14 protein-coding genes are annotated in these 17,376 nt (G+C 71.0%); 10 read left to right on the forward strand and 4 right to left on the reverse strand.

The features are described 5' to 3' along the window. The first annotated feature begins 72 nt into the window (after positions 1–72). The gene (locus AB6L24_RS38585; RefSeq protein ID WP_405664011.1) at positions 73–852 is read left to right on the forward strand and encodes a phosphatase; all 780 of its coding nucleotides are present in this window, start codon (positions 73–75) and stop codon (positions 850–852) included. Positions 853–897: 45 nt separating this feature from the next. Here the strand turns inward: AB6L24_RS38585 and AB6L24_RS38590 are convergent, their stop codons facing one another. From AB6L24_RS38590 to AB6L24_RS38605, 4 genes are all read right to left on the reverse strand, one after another. Beyond that, complete coding sequence (locus AB6L24_RS38590; protein ID WP_405664013.1) at positions 898–1,821, reverse strand: cation diffusion facilitator family transporter; 924 nt, start codon at positions 1,819–1,821, stop codon at positions 898–900. Positions 1,822–1,915: 94 nt separating this feature from the next. Next, a complete protein-coding gene (locus AB6L24_RS38595) occupies positions 1,916–2,797 on the reverse strand; it encodes an acyl-CoA thioesterase (RefSeq protein WP_405664015.1) in 882 nt (293 codons plus the stop codon). 7 nt (positions 2,798–2,804) lie between these two features. Further along, complete coding sequence (locus tag AB6L24_RS38600) at positions 2,805–3,962, reverse strand: acyl-CoA dehydrogenase family protein (RefSeq protein ID WP_405664017.1); 1,158 nt, start codon at positions 3,960–3,962, stop codon at positions 2,805–2,807. Positions 3,963–4,171: 209 nt separating this feature from the next. Next, complete coding sequence (locus AB6L24_RS38605; protein WP_405664019.1) at positions 4,172–4,768, reverse strand: TetR/AcrR family transcriptional regulator; 597 nt, start codon at positions 4,766–4,768, stop codon at positions 4,172–4,174. 83 nt (positions 4,769–4,851) lie between these two features. On the opposite strand from AB6L24_RS38605, the gene AB6L24_RS38610 reads away from it, so the two are divergent. The 9 genes from AB6L24_RS38610 (at position 4,852) to AB6L24_RS38650 (ending at position 17,323) form a co-directional block, all read left to right on the forward strand. Beyond that, entirely contained in the window at positions 4,852–6,468 is a 1,617-nt protein-coding gene (locus AB6L24_RS38610) for a carboxyl transferase domain-containing protein (protein ID WP_405664021.1), read from the forward strand. Positions 6,469–6,487: 19 nt separating this feature from the next. Next, entirely contained in the window at positions 6,488–8,557 is a 2,070-nt protein-coding gene (locus tag AB6L24_RS38615) for an acetyl/propionyl/methylcrotonyl-CoA carboxylase subunit alpha (RefSeq protein ID WP_405664517.1), read from the forward strand. Continuing rightward, positions 8,554–9,531 (forward strand): hydroxymethylglutaryl-CoA lyase, encoded by a 978-nt coding sequence (locus AB6L24_RS38620; protein WP_405664023.1) that lies wholly within the window; start codon positions 8,554–8,556, stop codon positions 9,529–9,531. The genes AB6L24_RS38615 and AB6L24_RS38620 overlap by 4 nt, the downstream gene beginning before the upstream one ends. A 5-nt stretch (positions 9,532–9,536) precedes the next feature. Continuing rightward, on the forward strand, positions 9,537–10,697 hold the full coding sequence (locus AB6L24_RS38625; RefSeq protein ID WP_405664026.1) for an acyl-CoA dehydrogenase family protein: 1,161 nt from the start codon (positions 9,537–9,539) through the stop codon (positions 10,695–10,697). 108 nt (positions 10,698–10,805) lie between these two features. After that, positions 10,806–11,852, forward strand: coding sequence for an ABC transporter substrate-binding protein (locus AB6L24_RS38630; protein ID WP_405664028.1), 1,047 nt, complete (start codon positions 10,806–10,808; stop codon positions 11,850–11,852). A 318-nt stretch (positions 11,853–12,170) separates the two neighbouring features. Next, complete coding sequence (locus AB6L24_RS38635) at positions 12,171–13,613, forward strand: pyridoxal phosphate-dependent decarboxylase family protein (RefSeq protein WP_405664030.1); 1,443 nt, start codon at positions 12,171–12,173, stop codon at positions 13,611–13,613. After that, the gene (locus AB6L24_RS38640) at positions 13,597–14,880 is read left to right on the forward strand and encodes a lysine N(6)-hydroxylase/L-ornithine N(5)-oxygenase family protein (RefSeq protein WP_405664032.1); all 1,284 of its coding nucleotides are present in this window, start codon (positions 13,597–13,599) and stop codon (positions 14,878–14,880) included. Before AB6L24_RS38635 ends, AB6L24_RS38640 begins: the two co-directional genes overlap by 17 nt. Before the next feature lie 41 nt (positions 14,881–14,921). Beyond that, positions 14,922–15,524, forward strand: a complete 603-nt coding sequence (locus AB6L24_RS38645) for a GNAT family N-acetyltransferase (RefSeq protein WP_405664519.1) — start codon at positions 14,922–14,924, stop codon at positions 15,522–15,524. Beyond that, positions 15,521–17,323, forward strand: a complete 1,803-nt coding sequence (locus AB6L24_RS38650) for an IucA/IucC family protein (RefSeq protein ID WP_380854889.1) — start codon at positions 15,521–15,523, stop codon at positions 17,321–17,323. The genes AB6L24_RS38645 and AB6L24_RS38650 overlap by 4 nt, the downstream gene beginning before the upstream one ends. Positions 17,324–17,376: the final 53 nt, after the last annotated feature.

Genomic DNA, 17,376 nt, shown 5'->3' on the forward strand with positions numbered 1-17,376 from the left:
GTGAGTCGCCGCACAGGTCCGGCCTGCGGGACGGCCCGCGCCGGGGTCGTTGACGACGGCACAATGGGACGCATGCCGATACCCAGCCGCGCCGCGCTCGTCGATCATCTCGTCCGCACCCGCATCGCGGGCGATGTCGCGACGCCCCGCGACAACAACCTCTCCCACTACCGCAAACTCGCGAACGGCGACCGCCACTACTGGCTGGGCCTGGAGCTGGGCGACCGCTGGACCGACGAGCAGGACGTGCTCGCGGTGATGGCCGAGCGCTGCGGCGTGAACGACGACCCCGAGTACCGCCAGGGTCAGGACACCATCGACCCGGAGCTGACCGTCGACGCCCTGGAGCGGATGGCGGGACGGCTGCGCAAGGCCGCGTCCGCCAAGGAGCGCGTGCTGTTCGCGACCGGCCACCCCGGGGGCCTCCTCGACGTGCACCGCGCCACGGCCGCCGCGCTGCGCGCCGCGGGCTGCGAGATCGTCGTCATCCCGGAGGGCCTCACCGCCGACGAGGGCTTCGTCTTCCAGTTCGCGGACGTGGCCGTCCTGGAGCGCGGCGCGACGCTGTGGCACACCCACTCGCCGGAGCCGATGAACGCGATCCTGGACGGGCTCCTTCGCGAGGAGCGCCCGCTGCCTGACCTCGTGGTCGCCGACCACGGCTGGGCGGGCCGCGCGGGCCAGCGCGGCATCGACTCCGTCGGGTACGCGGACTGCAACGACCCGGCCCTGTTCATCGGCGAGGCGGAGGGAACGGTCCAGGTCACGGTGCCACTGGACGACCACGTGACGAGCCCGAGGTTCTACGACCCGATGACGGCCTACCTGCTGGACTCGGCCGGGCTGGGATAGAAAAGCCTGTCCGGCGCTTGAGGACGAGCAGGCCGAGGGCCACGATCAACGGCGCCCCGGCGTCGGGTCCAAGTACACCCGGCTTACAGCGGGAAAGCGGGCCTGGATCCGCTGCGCCATCCGGTCACAGGCCACCTCGATGTCGGCGGCGGTGGACACGTCCCGGAAGTTGACCTTGGCGGCCACCAGCGCCTCCTTGGGGCCCTGGAGCAACGTGGTCAGCTCAAGGACGTCCACCACGTGCGGGTCCGCGAGAAGTGAGTCCCGCACCGCGGCCCGCATGGGCGCGGGCAACGGCCGCCCGATCAACAGCTCCGCGTTGGCACGCCCCAGCACCCACGCCACGTACACGAGCAGCACGCCGATGCACAGTGACGCGACGCCGTCCCAGACGCCGGAGCCGGTGAGCTGGCCGCCGAGGAGTCCGCCCGCGGCGAGCACGAGGCCGACGAGGGCGGCGGAGTCCTCCATGACGACGGCCTTCACGGCGGTGTCGGGCGTGTGCCGCAGATAGTGCTTGACGTGCACGCCGAAGCGGTCGGCCTCGCCGCGGGCCTGCTTCAGGCCGGTGCGCAGGGAGTAGCCCTCCAGGAGGAGGGCGACGCCGAGGACGAGGTACGAGACCAGCGGGTCGCCCGGTACCTCGCCGTGCGTGAGGGTGTGGACGCCGTCGTACACGGCGAAGACGCCGCCGCCGACGAACGTGGCGACGGAGGCGAGCAGTGCCCAGATGTAGCGGGCGCCGCCGTAGCCGAGCGGATGGTCCTCGTCGGCGGGGCGCCGCGCGCTCCTCAGCGAGACGAGCAGCATCAGCTCCGTGACGGTGTCGGCCACGGAGTGCGCCGCCTCGGACAGCATCGCGCTCGACCCGCTGACGACACCGGCGACGGCCTTGGCGACGGCGATGCCGAGGTTGGCGAGGGCGGCGACGAGGACGGTGAAGGTGCTTTCGGCTGCTGGTTCGCCCATGTTGGGGCAGTATGCCGGAATTGCACACATGGGGTGGCGCACGGCAGGCCGTGGAGCGGCCGGAGGACCCCCGCCCTCGGGGGCACCCGGGACCTCAGCCCCGGGGCACCCGCACCACACCCTCCTGGATCACCGTCACGGCCAGCTTCCCGTCCCTCGTCCAGATCCGCCCCTGCCCGAGGCCGCGCCCGCCCCCCGACGACGGCGACTCCTGGTCGTAGAGGAGCCACTCGTCCGCACGGAAGGGCCGGTGGAACCACATGGCGTGGTCCAAGGACGCGCCGACGACGTCCCCGACGGCCCAGCCGCCGCGCCCGTGGGCGAGCAGCACGGAGTCGAGGAGCGTCATGTCGGAGACGTACGTGGCGAGGCACAGGTGCAGGAGGGAGCCCGCGGGCTCCGCGCCGAGCTTGCCGTTGGTGCGGAACCACACCTGGGACCGCGCCTGCCGGGGCGCGCCCACGCTGGCGAACGGCGGCTCGTCCACGTACCGCAGGTCGACGGCGGCCCGTGATTCGAGGAGCCGCCGCACGACGTCGGGCCCGAGGACGTCCTCGTACCCGGGCAGCGACTCGGCGGCGGTGGGCAGCGTCTCGGGGTCGGGCGCGGGCGGCATCCCGTCCTGGTGGTCGAGCCCTTCCTCGTACGCCTGGAACGACGCCGAGAGGTGGAAGATCGGCTGTCCGTGCTGCACGGCGACGACGCGGCGCGTGGTGAAGGAGCGCCCGTCGCGGATGCGGTCGACGGTGTAGACGATGGGTGCGCCGGGGTCGCCGGGGCGCAGGAAGTAGGAGTGGAGGGAGTGTGGGGCCCGGTCGCCGGGGACGGTGCGCCCGGCGGCGACCAGGGCCTGCGCGGCGACCTGGCCGCCGAAGACGCGCGGCACGAGCGACGTCCGGCTGACGCCGCGGAAGATGTCCTCCTCGACCCGTTCCAGGTCGAGGAGGTCGAGCAGGCTTTCGAGTTCCTCGCTCATCGGCGAGTTACAGACCCATCGACTTCGCGATGATCATCTTCATGACCTCGCTGGTGCCGCCGTAGATGCGGTTGACGCGGTTGTCCGCGTACAGGCGGGCGATGGGGTACTCGTTCATGAAGCCGTAGCCGCCGTGCAGCTGGAGGCAGCGGTCGATGACGCGGTGCGCGACCTCGGTGCAGAACAGCTTGGCGGACGCGGCCTCGGCGGGGGTCAGCTCGCCCGCGTCCAGGGCCTCCAGGGCGCGGTCGGCGACGGCCTCGGCGGCGTCCACCTCGGCCTGGCAGGCGGCCAGTTCGAACTTGGTGTTCTGGAAGGACGCGACGGACTTGCCGAAGACGGCACGCTCCTGGACGTACTCCTTGGCGAACCGCACGGCGGCCTTGGCCTGCGCGTACGCGCCGAACGCGATGCCCCAGCGCTCGGAGGCGAGGTTGTGGCCGAGGTAGCCGAAGCCCTTGTTCTCCTCGCCGAGCAGGTCGTCGACGGGGACCTGGACGTCGACGAAGGCCAGCTCGGCGGTGTCGGAGACCTTCAGGCCGAGCTTGTCGAGCTTGCGGCCGACGGAGTAGCCCGCGGACTTGGTGTCGACGGCGAACAGGGAGATGCCGAAGCGGCGGTCGTCCTCGCGCGGGGCGGCGGTGCGGGCGCAGACGATGACGCGGTCGGCGTGCACGCCGCCGGTGATGAAGGTCTTGGCGCCGTTGAGGACGTAGTGCGTGCCGTCCTCGGAGAGCTTCGCGGTGGTCTTCATGCCCGCGACGTCGGAGCCGGTGCCGGGCTCGGTCATGGCGAGCGCCCACATCTCCTCGCCGGAGACGAACTTGGGCAGGAAGCGCTTCTTCTGCTCGTCGGTGGCGAGCATCTCGATGTACGGCAGGCCGAGCAGGACGTGGACGCCGGAGCCGCCGAAGGAGACGCCCGCGCGGGCCGTCTCCTCGTACATGACCGCCTCGAACTTGTGCGAGTCGATGCCGGCGCCGCCGAACTCCTCGGGGACGCGGATGCCGAAGACACCGAGGTCGGCGAGCTTGTAGTAGAAGTCCCTCGGCGCCTGGCCGGCCGCGAACCACTCGTCGTACACGGGCACGACCTCGGCCTCGATGAAGGCCCGGACGGTCTCCCGGAATGCCTCGTGGTCCTCGTTGAAGACGGTACGCCGCACGGTTGAGCTCCCTGGGTCACGGATCCGGCCAAGCGGTTCTTGGCTAAGCGCTTGCTCAGGTCGAGGTTACCCGTGGGTTCGCGTGACCGTCCAGGGCACAATCCGTGACCGTCGGTCGGGGGCGCCGTCGATCGTGGCCTTCGGCCTACTCGTCCTCAAACGCCGGACGGGCTGCATTTCCCCCCGCCCGGTTCTCGTCGTCCCGCCGCTCAGTTCTCGGCTGCGGCTGCCGCCAGCGCTCCGTGCGCCAGGCGGCTCAGCAGTCCCGACATTCCCTCGCGGTCCGGGAGGGAGCCCGGGCGGCCGAGGTGCGGGGTCGAGTTGAGGAGGCCGAAGACCGCGTGCACGGACGCGCGGGACTCGGCCTCGGCGAGGGCCGGGTACACGTCCCGCACCGCGGAAACCCACAGCTCCACGTACCGCCGCTGGAGCGAGCGCACCAGCTTGCGGTCGCTGTCCCGCAGGCGGTCCAGCTCGCGGTCGTGGAGAGTGATCAGCGGGCGGTCGTCGAGGGCGAAGTCGATGTGGCCCTCGATGAGCGAGTCGAGCACGGCGCCGGGCGACCCCGCGGCCTCCGCGGCCCGGCGCTCGCCGCCCCGCAGCAGCTGCTCGCTGATCCCCACGAGCAGCTCGGCGAGCATCGCGTCCTTGCCCGCGAAGTGGCGGTACAGGCCGGGTCCGCTGATCCCGACCGCGGCCCCTATCTCGTCCACGCCGACGCCGTGGAAGCCGCGCTCGGCGAAGAGCCTGGCGGCTTCCTTGAGGATCTGTTCGCGGCGGGTGGGGGCGTCGGTCCTGGTGGCCATGGAAGCAATTCTAGACAGCGCGGTTAGCGGTCGTTAACCTTAGCGGCATACGTTAACGCTCACTAACAGTGGGAGCACAGCGGATGCAACAGGCACCAGTCCTCGCGAGCGCGGCGGACCCCGCCTCGGAAGCCTGGCGGTCGAACGAGACGGCGCACCGCGCCCTGGCCGAGGAGCTGCGCGGCAAACTCGCGGCGGCCCGGCTCGGCGGCGGCGAGCGCGCCCGGCAGCGGCACGTGGCGCGCGGCAAGCTGCTGCCGCGCGACCGCGTGGACGCCCTCCTCGACCCCGGCTCGCCCTTCCTCGAACTGGCCCCGCTCGCGGCCGACGGGATGTACGAGGGCGCGGCCCCGGCGGCCGGCGTCATCGCGGGCGTCGGCCGGGTCAGCGGGCGCGACTGCGTCATCGTCGCCAACGACGCGACCGTCAAGGGCGGGACGTACTACCCGATGACGGTCAAGAAGCACCTGCGGGCGCAGGAGGTGGCGCTGGAGAACCGTCTCCCCTGCCTCTACCTGGTCGACTCGGGCGGCGCCTTCCTGCCGATGCAGGACGAGGTCTTCCCCGACCGCGAGCACTTCGGGCGGATCTTCTACAACCAGGCGCGGATGTCCGGCGCGGGCATCCCGCAGATCGCGGCGGTCCTCGGCTCCTGCACGGCCGGCGGGGCGTACGTCCCCGCGATGAGCGACGAGGCCGTGATCGTCCGCAACCAGGGCACGATCTTCCTCGGCGGCCCGCCCCTGGTGAAGGCCGCCACCGGCGAGGTCGTCACGGCCGAGGAGCTGGGCGGCGGCGAGGTCCACTCCCGGGTGTCGGGCGTCACCGACCACCTCGCGGAGGACGACCCGCACGCCCTGCGCATCGTCCGCACGATCGTCTCCACGCTCCCCGCGCGCGGCAGCATCCCCTGGGAGGTCCGCCCGGTCGAGGAGCCGAAGGTCGACCCGCTCGGTCTGTACGGCGCGGTGCCGACGGACTCCCGCACGCCCTACGACGTCCGCGAGGTCATCGCCCGCGTCGTCGACGGCTCGCGCTTCGCCGAGTTCAAGTCGGAGTACGGCCAGACCCTGGTGACGGGCTTCGCGCACATCCACGGCCACCCCGTCGGCATCGTCGCGAACAACGGCATCCTGTTCTCGGAGTCCGCCCAGAAGGGCGCCCACTTCATCGAGCTGTGCGACCAGCGCGGCATCCCGCTGGTGTTCCTGCAGAACATCTCCGGCTTCATGGTCGGCCGTGACTACGAGGCCGGGGGCATCGCCAAGCACGGCGCGAAGATGGTCACGGCCGTGGCCTGCACCCGGGTCCCGAAGCTGACGGTGGTGGTTGGCGGGAGTTACGGAGCGGGCAACTACTCCATGTGCGGCCGGGCCTATTCGCCGCGCTTCCTGTGGATGTGGCCCAACGCCAAGATCTCCGTGATGGGCGGCGAGCAGGCGGCGTCCGTCCTCGCCACCGTCAAGCGCGACCAGCTTCAGGCGCGCGGCGAGGAGTGGTCGACCGAGGACGAGGACGCCTTCAAGGCTCCGGTCCGCGCGCAGTACGAGGAGCAGGGCAACGCCTACTACGCCACGGCACGGCTGTGGGACGACGGCGTCATCGACCCGTTGGAGACCCGCCAGGTGCTCGGCCTGGCTCTGACCGCGTGTGCCGGGGCGCCCTTGGGCGAACGCGGCTTCGGCGTCTTCCGGATGTGAGGGACCAGACCCCATGAGCATGTTCGACACAGTCCTTGTGGCCAACCGGGGCGAGATCGCCGTCCGCGTCATCCGTACGCTGCGGGCCCTCGGCGTCCGCTCGGTGGCCGTCTTCTCCGACGCCGACGCCGACGCCCGGCACGTCCGCGAGGCCGACACGGCGGTGCGGCTCGGGCCCGCCCCCGCCGCCGAGAGCTACCTGTCGGCCGAGCGGCTCCTCGCCGCCGCCGCCGCGTCCGGCGCCCAAGCCGTCCACCCCGGCTACGGCTTCCTCGCCGAGAACGCCGCCTTCGCGGCGGCCTGCGCGGACGCCGGGCTCTCCTTCATCGGGCCGCCCGCCGCCGCCATCGACCTGATGGGCGACAAGATCCGCGCCAAGGAGACCGTACGGAAGGCCGGGGTGCCCGTCGTCCCCGGCTCCTCGGGCAGCGGCCTCACCGACGCCCAACTCATCGACGCCGCCCGGGAGATCGGCACCCCCGTGCTCCTGAAGCCCTCCGCGGGCGGCGGCGGCAAGGGCATGCGGCTCGTGCGGGACGCCGACCTGCTCGGCGACGAGATCGCCGCCGCCCGGCGCGAGGCCCGCGCCTCCTTCGGCGACGACACCCTCCTCGTCGAGCGGTGGGTGGACCGGCCCCGGCACATCGAGATCCAGGTCCTCGCCGACGCGCACGGCAACGTGGTGCACCTCGGCGAGCGCGAGTGCTCCCTCCAGCGGCGCCACCAGAAGATCATCGAGGAGGCCCCTTCGGTCCTCCTCGACGAGGCGACGCGCGCCGCGATGGGGGCCGCCGCCGTGGAGGCCGCGCGCTCCTGCGGGTACGTCGGCGCGGGCACCGTCGAGTTCATCGTGCCCGGCGACGACCCCGCCTCGTACTACTTCATGGAGATGAACACCCGCCTCCAGGTCGAGCACCCCGTCACGGAGCTGATCACCGGTCTCGACCTGGTCGAATGGCAGCTCCGGGTGGCCTCCGGCGAGCCGCTGCCCTTCGCGCAGGACGACATCACGCTCACCGGGCACGCCGTCGAGGCCCGCCTCTGCGCCGAAGACCCCTCCCGCGGCTTCCTGCCGTCCGGCGGGACCGTCCTCTCCCTGCACGAGCCGTCCGGCGACGGGGTGCGCACCGACTCCGGGCTCAGCGAGGGCACGGAGGTCGGGAGCCTGTACGACCCGATGCTGTCGAAGGTCATCGCGTACGGGCCGGACCGGGCGACGGCGCTGCGCAAGTTGCGCGGGGCGCTCGCGGAGACGGTCACCCTGGGGGTGCCGACGAACGCGGGGTTCCTGCGGAGGCTGTTGGCGCATCCGGCGGTGGTGGCCGGGGAGCTGGACACGGGGCTCGTGGAGCGGGAGGCCGAGGGTCTGGTGGACCCGGACGTCCCGGCCGAGGTCTACATGGCTGCCGCGCTGGTGCGGGCCGTGGGGTCCTTCCCCAATCCCGCCCCTTCCCGATCCTGGGGCTCCGCCCCAGACCCCGCTCCTCAAACGCCGGAGGGGCTGGATCGGTGGCGCGATCCGTTCTCCGTGCCCAACGGCTGGCGGCTCGGCGGCGAAGCCGCGTGGACCGTGCACCACCTGCGGGTGCCCGGGCACGACCCGGTCGTCGTACGTACCCGGCTCTCCCCCGACGGCGAGGTCGAAGTCGACCTCGGGGGGTCCGGGGGCCTGCCCCCGGTTTCGGGAAGGGGCGGGCTTGGGGAAGCCTCCGCGCAGCGCACCACCCTCCACCTCGACGGCCGCACCCACACCTTCCACCGCACCGGCACCTGGCTCGGCCGGGACGGCGACGCCTGGGACGTGCGGGACCACGACCCCGTGGAAGCCGCCCTCAGCGGCGCCGCCCACGCGGGCGTGGACGCGCTGACGGCGCCCATGCCCGGCACGGTCACCGTCGTCAAGGTGGCCCCCGGCGACGAGGTGACCGCGGGCCAGAGCCTGCTGGTGGTGGAGGCGATGAAGATGGAGCACGTCATCTCCGCGCCGCACGCGGGCACCGTCACCGAGCTGGACGTCACCCCGGGCACCACGGTCGCCATGGACCAGGTCCTGGCCGTGGTGACCCCCGCGGAGGAGGACGCGTCATGACCGCACGAGCCCCCGGCGGCCTGCCGATGGTCGTCCCCACCGAGGACCTGCCGCCCCGCGTCCGCATCCACGAGGTGGGCGCGCGGGACGGCCTCCAGAACGAGAAGGCGACCGTGCCCACGGCGGTGAAGGCGGAGTTCGTCCACCGCCTGGCCGAAGCGGGCCTCACCACCATCGAGGCGACCAGCTTCGTGCACCCCAAGTGGGTGCCCCAACTGGCCGACGCGGAAGAGCTGTTCCCACTCCTCGACGACCTCGCGCAGGCCAAGGGCGTGCACCTGCCCGTCCTGGTCCCGAACGCCCGCGGCCTGGACCGCGCCCTCGCCCTCGGCGCCCGCCGCGTCGCCGTGTTCGCCAGCGCCACCGAGTCCTTCGCCAAGGCCAACCTGAACCGCACGGTGGACGAGGCGCTCGCCATGTTCGAGCCGGTGGTGGCGCGGGCGAAGGAGGCGGAGAACGCGCACGACCAGGTGCACGTGCGCGGCTATCTGTCGATGTGCTTCGGCGACCCCTGGGAGGGCGCCGTCCCGATCGCCCAGGTCGTCCGCGTCTGCAAGGCGCTGCTCGACATGGGCTGCGACGAGCTGAGCCTCGGCGACACCATCGGCGTGGCCACCCCCGGCCACGTACAGGAACTGCTCGCCGCCCTCAACGAACAGGGCGTGCCCACGGACCGCGTCGGCGTGCACTTCCACGACACCTACGGCCAGGCGCTCGCCAACACCCTGGCGGCCCTGCAGCACGGGGTGACCACCGTGGACGCGTCCGCGGGCGGCCTCGGCGGCTGCCCGTTCGCCAAGAGCGCCACCGGAAACCTCGCCACCGAAGACCTCGTGTGGATGCTTCACGGCCTCGGCATCGAGACCGGGGTCGACCTGGGCCGTCTCACCGCCACCAGCGTGTGGATGGCCGACCAGCTGGGCCGACCGAGCCCGTCCCGCACCGTGCGTGCCCTCTCCCACCAGGAGCAGTGAGAACGATGGACCACCACCTCTCCCCCGAGCACGAGGAACTCCGGCGCACCGTCGAGGCGTTCGCGCACGACGTGGTCGCCCCGAAGATCGGCGACCTCTACGAGCGGCACGAGTTCCCGTACGAGATCGTGCGCGAGATGGGCCGCATGGGCCTGTTCGGGCTGCCCTTCCCCGAGGAGTACGGCGGCATGGGCGGCGACTACCTGGCGCTCGGCATCGCCCTGGAGGAGCTGGCGCGCGTCGACTCGTCCGTGGCGATCACGCTGGAGGCGGGCGTCTCCCTGGGCGCGATGCCGCTGCACCTGTTCGGCACCGAGGAGCAGAAGCGGGAGTGGCTGCCGCGCCTTTGCTCCGGCGAGATCCTGGGCGCCTTCGGTCTGACCGAGCCGGACGGCGGCTCCGACGCGGGCGGTACGCGCACGACGGCGCGCCTGGACGAGGCGACCGACGAGTGGGTCATCAACGGCACGAAGTGCTTCATCACCAACTCCGGGACCGACATCACGGGCCTGGTGACGGTGACGGCCGTGACGGGGCGCACGGACGCGGGCAAGCCGCTGATCTCCTCGATCATCGTGCCGTCCGGCACGCCGGGCTTCACGGTCGCGGCGCCGTACTCGAAGGTCGGCTGGAACGCCTCGGACACCCGGGAGCTGTCGTTCGCCGACGTGCGGGTGCCGCGGGCGAACCTCCTCGGTGAGATCGGCCGCGGGTACGCGCAGTTCCTGCGGATCCTGGACGAGGGCCGGATCGCGATCGCGGCGCTCGGCACGGGGCTCGCGCAGGGCTGTGTCGACGAGTCGGTGAAGTACGCCAAGGAGCGGCACGCGTTCGGGCGGCCGATCGGCACCAACCAGGCCATCCAGTTCAAGATCGCCGACATGGAGATGAAGGCGCACACGGCGCGGCTCGCCTGGCGCGACGCGGCCTCGCGGCTGGTCTCCGGCGAGTCGTTCAAGAAGGAGGCGGCGCTGGCGAAGCTGTACTCCTCGACGGTGGCCGTCGACAACGCGCGCGAGGCCACGCAGATCCACGGCGGGTACGGCTTCATGAACGAGTACCCGGTGGCGCGGATGTGGCGGGACTCCAAGATCCTGGAGATCGGCGAGGGCACGAGCGAGGTGCAGCGCATGCTGATCGCCCGGGAGCTGGGTCTGGCCGGCTGAGGGCCCGGGAGGCCACCGGCTGAGGCGGGGCACCACTGGACCGGAAGGAAGGTTAGGTTAACCTAAGCACCACTTCCGGCCAGTGCCCCGTACGAAAGCAGAGACCTCATGTCGCACAGCCTCCGCACGCCCTCGCGCCGCGGCATCCTCGCCGCGGGCGGCGCCCTCGGGCTCACCGCCGTCCTCGCCGCCTGCGGGGACGAGAAGAAGGACAAGAGCGGTGGCTCGGGCAGCGGCACGAAGGACGGCGGTCCCTGGTCCTTCAAGGACGACCGCGGCAAGACGGCCAAGACCGACGCGACGCCCGCGAACATCGTGGCGTTCACCGGTGTCGCGGCCGCGCTGTACGACTACGGCGTCGAGGTCAAGGGTGTTTTCGGCCCGACCAAGACCAAGGACGGCAAGCCGGACGTCCAGGCCGGTGACATGGACATCAGCAAGGTGACCATCCTCGGCAACGCCTGGGACCAGTTCAACATCGAGAAGTACGTGGGCCTCCAGCCGGACGTGCTGATCTCCACGATGTTCGACGACAAGGGCACGCTCTGGTACGTCCCGGAGCAGTCCAAGGACAAGGTCCTGGGGCTCGCCCCGAGCGTCGGGATCTCCGTCTACGACCGCCAGATGACCAAGCCCCTGGAGCGCATCCTCGCCCTCGCCGAGTCGCTCGGCGCGGACGTGAAGTCCGACAAGGTCGTCACGGCGAAGAAGCGCTTCGAGGCCGCGGCGGAGCGGCTGCGCAAGGCCGCGAAGTCCCGCCCGGAGATCAAGGTCCTGGTCGGCTCGGCGAGCGCGGACATCTTCTACGTCTCCGGCTCCGACCTCTCCGCCGACCTGGAGTACTTCAAGGCGCTCGGCGTGAACATCGTCGAGCCGCCGGAGAAGGCCAAGAAGGCGAGCGGGGGCTGGTTCCAGAACCTGTCCTGGGAGAACGTCGACACCTACAAGGCCGACGTGATCATGATGGACAACCGCACGTCGGCCCTGCAGCCGGCGGATCTGGCGAAGCAGAAGCCCACGTGGGGCAAGCTGCCCGCCGTCAAGGCCGGGCAGGTCGTCCCGCGCGTGACCGAGCCGATCTTCTCGTACGCCAAGTGCGCGCCGATCCTGGAGGATCTGGCGAAGGCCATCGAGAAGGCGAAGAAGGTCGCCTGACCGGGGCCTGGTGCGCGTCGGCCTTGTCGCGCCGTCGAGTCGCGGCCTTCGGCCTTGCTCGTCCTCAAACGCCGGATGGGCTGATTCATGCCCAGCGCCGCCCGCTGCATCCCGCAGCGGGCGGCGCTGCGTTTGTGACCTGCGGGTTTGTGGATGACTCGTGAAATTCCGGGTGACTTGTGGGACGGAAGGGGATTCAGGGCCCTGTCGCGATGAACTTAGGTTAGGCTAACCTAAGTTCCATGTCGCGCCCTCGGCCCTCCCTGCTGTGCCCTGTCCCAGGGGCGCGACCAAGTCCCCTCACCTGGAGGACAGTTCATGCGCTCGCACCTGCTCAATGACACCACCACGGAGCGGTACCGCGCCTCCGTGACCGAAGGAGTCGAGCGGGTGGCGGCCAGAATCGCCACCACCTCCCGCCCGTTCACCGGCGTCTCCCCGGACGCTCTCACCCCCCGCGTCGAGGCCGTCGACCTCGACACCCCGCTGCACGACACCGGCGCCGCCCTCGACGAACTCGACGAGCTGTACCTGCGCGACGCCGTCTACTTCCACCACCCCCGCTACCTGGCCCACCTCAACTGCCCGGTCGTCATCCCGGCCGTGCTCGGCGAGGCCGTCCTGACCGCCGTGAACTCCTCCCTGGACACCTGGGACCAGTCCGCGGGCGGCACCCTCATCGAGCGCCGCCTGATCGACTGGACCGCCGAGCGCATCGGCCTCGGGCCCGCCGCCGACGGCGTGTTCACCTCCGGCGGCACCCAGTCCAACCTCCAGGCGCTGCTGCTCGCCCGCGAGGAGGCCAAGACCGACTCCCCCGACCGGCTGCGCATCCTCGCCTCCGAGGTCGGCCACTTCAGCGTCCAGAAGGCCGCGAAGATGCTGGGCCTCGGCCGGGACGCCGTGATCGTGATCCCCACCGACCGCGACAAGCGCATGCAGACCGTGGCGCTCGCCCGCGAGCTGGCCCGTCTCGACCGCGAGGGCCTCGTCCCCATGGCCGTCGTCGCGACCGCGGGCACCACCGACTTCGGCTCCATCGACCCGCTGCCGCAGATCGCCGACCTCTGCGCGCAGTACGAGACGTGGCTGCACGTCGACGCCGCCTACGGCTGCGGTCTGCTCGCCTCGCGCACCCGCCGCGGTCTGCTCGACGGCATCGAGCGCGCCGACTCCGTCACGGTCGACTACCACAAGTCGTTCTTCCAGCCGGTCAGTTCGTCCGCGCTGCTCGTCCGGGACGCGGCGACGCTGCGGCACGCCACGTACCACGCGGAGTATCTGAACCCGCGGCGCGCGGCGGCCGAGCGCATCCCCAACCAGGTCGACAAGTCCCTGCAGACGACCCGCCGCTTCGACGCGCTGAAACTGTGGATGACGCTGCGCGTGATGGGCGCCGACGCCATCGGTGACCTCTTCGACGAGGTCTGCGACCTGGCGGCCGAGGGTTTCGACCTGCTCGCCGCCGACCCGCGCTTCGACGTGGTCGTCCAGCCGAGCCTGTCCACCCTCGTCTTCCGCTACATCCCGGCGGCGATCTGCGACCCGGCGGCCATCGACCGCGCCAACCTGTACGCCCGCAAGGCCCTGTTCGCCTCCGGCGCCGCCGTGGTCGCGGGCACCAAGGTGGGCGACCGCCAGTACCTGAAGTTCACCCTGCTCAACCCCGAGACCACGGCCGCCGACATCGCCGCCGTCCTCGACCTGATAGCCGGCCACGCCGAGCAGTACCTGGGAGAGAACCTTGACCGCGCCAGCTGACCTCCGCGCAGCGCAGCCGACGTACGACTTCATCGGCATCGGCCTCGGGCCCTTCAACCTCGGCCTGGCCTGTCTCACCGAGCCCCTCGACGACCTGAACGGCCTGTTCCTGGAGTCCAAGCCGGACTTCGAGTGGCACGCGGGCATGTTCCTGGACGGCGCCCACCTGCAGACGCCGTTCATGTCGGACCTGGTGACGCTCGCCGACCCCACGTCCCCGTACTCCTTCCTGAACTTCCTGAAGGAATCGGGCCGGCTGTACTCCTTCTACATCCGCGAGAACTTCTATCCGCTGCGCCGGGAGTACAACGACTACTGCCGCTGGGCCGCCGGGAAACTCTCCTCCGTCCGCTTCGGCACCACCGTGACCCGGGTGTCGTACACAGAGGGTGTGTACGAGGTGACGACGTCCGCCGGCGACACCCTGCGCGCCCGCCACCTCGTCCTCGGCACCGGCACCCCGCCCCACATACCGGCGGCGTGCGACGGGCTCGGCGGCGACTTCCTGCACAACTCCCGCTACCTGGAGCACAAGGAGGAGCTGCAGAAGAAGAACTCCCTCACGATCGTCGGCAGCGGCCAGAGCGCCGCGGAGATCTACCACGACCTGCTCGCCGACATGGACACCCACGGCTACCGCCTCAACTGGGTGACCCGCTCGCCGCGCTTCTTCCCGCTGGAGTACACGAAACTGACCCTGGAGATGACCTCTCCGGAGTACGTCGACTACTTCCACGCGCTGCCCGAGGACACCCGCTACCGCCTGGAGAGCGAGCAGAAGAACCTGTTCAAGGGCATCGACGGCGAGTTGATCGACGCCATCTTCGACCTGCTCTACCAGAAGAACCTCGACGGGCCCGTGCCCACCAGGCTGCTCACCAACACGAGCCTGCACAAAGCCCGGCACACCAACGGCGTCTACACCCTCGGCCTGCGCCAGGAGGAGCAGGGCAAGGACTTCGAGATGACGACCGAGGGCCTGATCCTCGCCACCGGCTACCGCTACGCCGTCCCCGCCTTCCTGGAGCCGCTGCGCGAGCACCTGCGCTTCGACGGCCGCGGCCGCTTCGACGTGGCCCGCAACTACTCCGTGGACGCCACCGGGCGAGGCGTCTTCCTCCAGAACGCCGGCGTGCACACCCACTCCATGACCAGCCCCGACCTCGGCATGGGCCCGTACCGCAACGCGTACATCATCCGTGAGCTGCTCGGCCGCGAGGTCTACCCGGTCGAGAAGTCCATCGCCTTCCAGGAGTTCGCCGTATGAGCTGGATGACAGGACCGGGCAGGACGAGCGGCACGAGCGGCATGAGACGCAGGCCGAGCCGGGAGCGCGGTGTCGGCACCCTCGCCATGCGCCCCCTCGACCCCTTCGAGGACGCCGAGCTGGTGCACTCCTGGGTCACCCACCCCAAGTCGGCGTTCTGGCTGCTCCAGGGCGCGAAACTGCACGACATCGAGCGCGAGTACATGGCCGTCGCCGCCTCCGAGCACCACGACGCGTTCGTCGGCCTGCACGACGGGGAGCCCGCGTTCCTGATGGAGCGCTACGACCCCCGCCACATCGAGCTGGTCGGCCTGTACGAGCCCGAGCCCGGCGACGTCGGCATGCACTTCCTGGTCGCCCCCACCGACCGGCCCGTGCACGGCTTCACCCGCGCCGTCCTCTCCACGGTGATGGAGCACCTGTTCGCCGACCCGCGCACCCACCGCGTCGTCGTCGAGCCCGACGTCACCAACACGGCCGTGCACCGCCTCAACGAAGAGGTCGGCTTCGTGCCGGAGCGTGAGATCGACAAGCCGGAGAAGCGGGCGCTGCTCAGCTTCTGCACCCGCGAGAGTTACGAGGCCGCCGTGGTCCGCCACGCCGTGGCGGCACGCCCCACCGCAGTCTCTGGAGCACGGACATGACCCTGACGCCCGCCGCACCCCGCACCCGCCTGTCCCCGCAGGCCGAGGCCGTGGACCATCTGAACCCCGAGCGCTGGGCCGAGGCCAACCGGCTCCTCATCCGCAAAGCACTCGCCGAGTTCGCGCACGAGCGGCTGCTCACCCCCGAGGACCTCGGCGCGGGCCGGTACGTGGTGCGCAGCGACGACGGCCTGACCCGCTACCGCTTCGCCGCCCGCGTCTTCGCCCTCGACCACTGGGGCGTCGACGCCGACTCGATCACCCGCCACCGCGACGGCACCGAACTGCCCCTGAACGCCCTGGAGTTCTTCACCGAGCTGCGCGGCGCCCTCGGCCTGAGCGACAAGGTCCTGCCGGTGTACCTGGAGGAGATCTCCTCCACCCTCTCCGGCACCTGCTTCAAACTCACCAAGCCGCAGATCTCCGCCGCCGAGCTCGCCACCGCCGGTTTCCAGGAGATCGAGACCGGCATGACGGAGGGCCACCCCTGCTTCGTCGCCAACAACGGACGGCTCGGCTTCGGCGTGCACGAGTACCTCTCGTACGCCCCCGAGACCGCGAGTCCCGTCCGGCTGATCTGGCTGGCGGCGCGGCGCGACCGGGCCGCGTTCACCGCGGGCGAGGGCCTGGAGTACGAGTCGTTCCTGCGGGCCGAGCTGGGCCGGGAGACCCTGGACCGGTTCGACGCCGTGCTGCGCGCCCAGGACCTCGACCCGGCCGACTACCTCCTGATCCCGGCCCACCCCTGGCAGTGGTGGAACAAGCTCTCCGTGACCTTCGCCGCCGAGGTCGCCGACCGGCGTCTGGTGTGTCTGGGCGAGGGCGACGACGAGTATCTGGCCCAGCAGTCGATCCGGACGTTCTTCAACGCCTCCGCCCCGGCCAAGCACTATGTGAAGACGGCCCTGTCCGTCATCAACATGGGCTTCATGCGCGGGCTGTCGGCCGCGTACATGAAGGCGACCCCGGCGATCAACGACTGGCTGTACGGTCTCGTCCGCTCGGACGAGGTGCTTCGCTCCACCGGCCTCGGCATCATCCGCGAGCGCGCCGCCGTCGGCTACCGGCACCTGGAGTACGAGGCCGCCACCGACCGCTACTCGCCGTACCGCAAGATGCTCGCCGCGCTGTGGCGCGAGAGCCCGGTGCCCGACCTCGGCGAGGGCGAGCAGCTCGCCACCATGGCGTCGCTCCTGCACACCGACCGCGACGGCGCGTCCTTCGCGGGCGCCCTCATGGAGCGCTCGGGCCTGGCACCGGCCGAGTGGCTGCGCCGCTATCTGCGCGCCTATCTGACGCCGCTGCTGCACTGCTTCTACGCCTACGACCTGGTGTTCATGCCGCACGGCGAGAACGTGATCATGGTTCTGAAGGACGGTGTCGTCGACCGGGTCCTGTTCAAGGACATCGCCGAGGAGATCGCCGTGATGGACCCGACGGCGGTGCTTCCGCCCGAGGTCGAGCGGATCCGCGTGGACGTGCCCGAGGACCGCAAACTCCTGTCGATCCTCACGGACGTCTTCGACTGCTTCTTCCGCTTCCTGTCCGCGAGCCTCGCCACCGAGGGCCGCCTCGACGAGGACGTCTTCTGGCGCACGGTCGCCGAGTGCGTCCGCGACTACCAGCACTCGATGCCCGAACTGGCCGACAAGTTCCGGCAGTACGACATGTTCGCGCCCGAGTTCGCGCTGTCCTGCCTGAACCGGCTCCAGCTGCGCGACAACGAGCAGATGCTGGACCTCGCCGACCCGGCGGGCGCCCTCCAGCTGATCGGGACCCTGAAGAACCCGATCGCCTAGGGACGCCGCGGAGATCCAGCAGAAGGGCCCTTGACCGGGCGGGGCTCCGCGGA

This window comes from Streptomyces sp. RK9 (genome assembly GCF_045070545.1).
Classification (GTDB): Bacteria; Actinomycetota; Actinomycetes; order Streptomycetales; family Streptomycetaceae; genus Streptomyces; species Streptomyces alboflavus.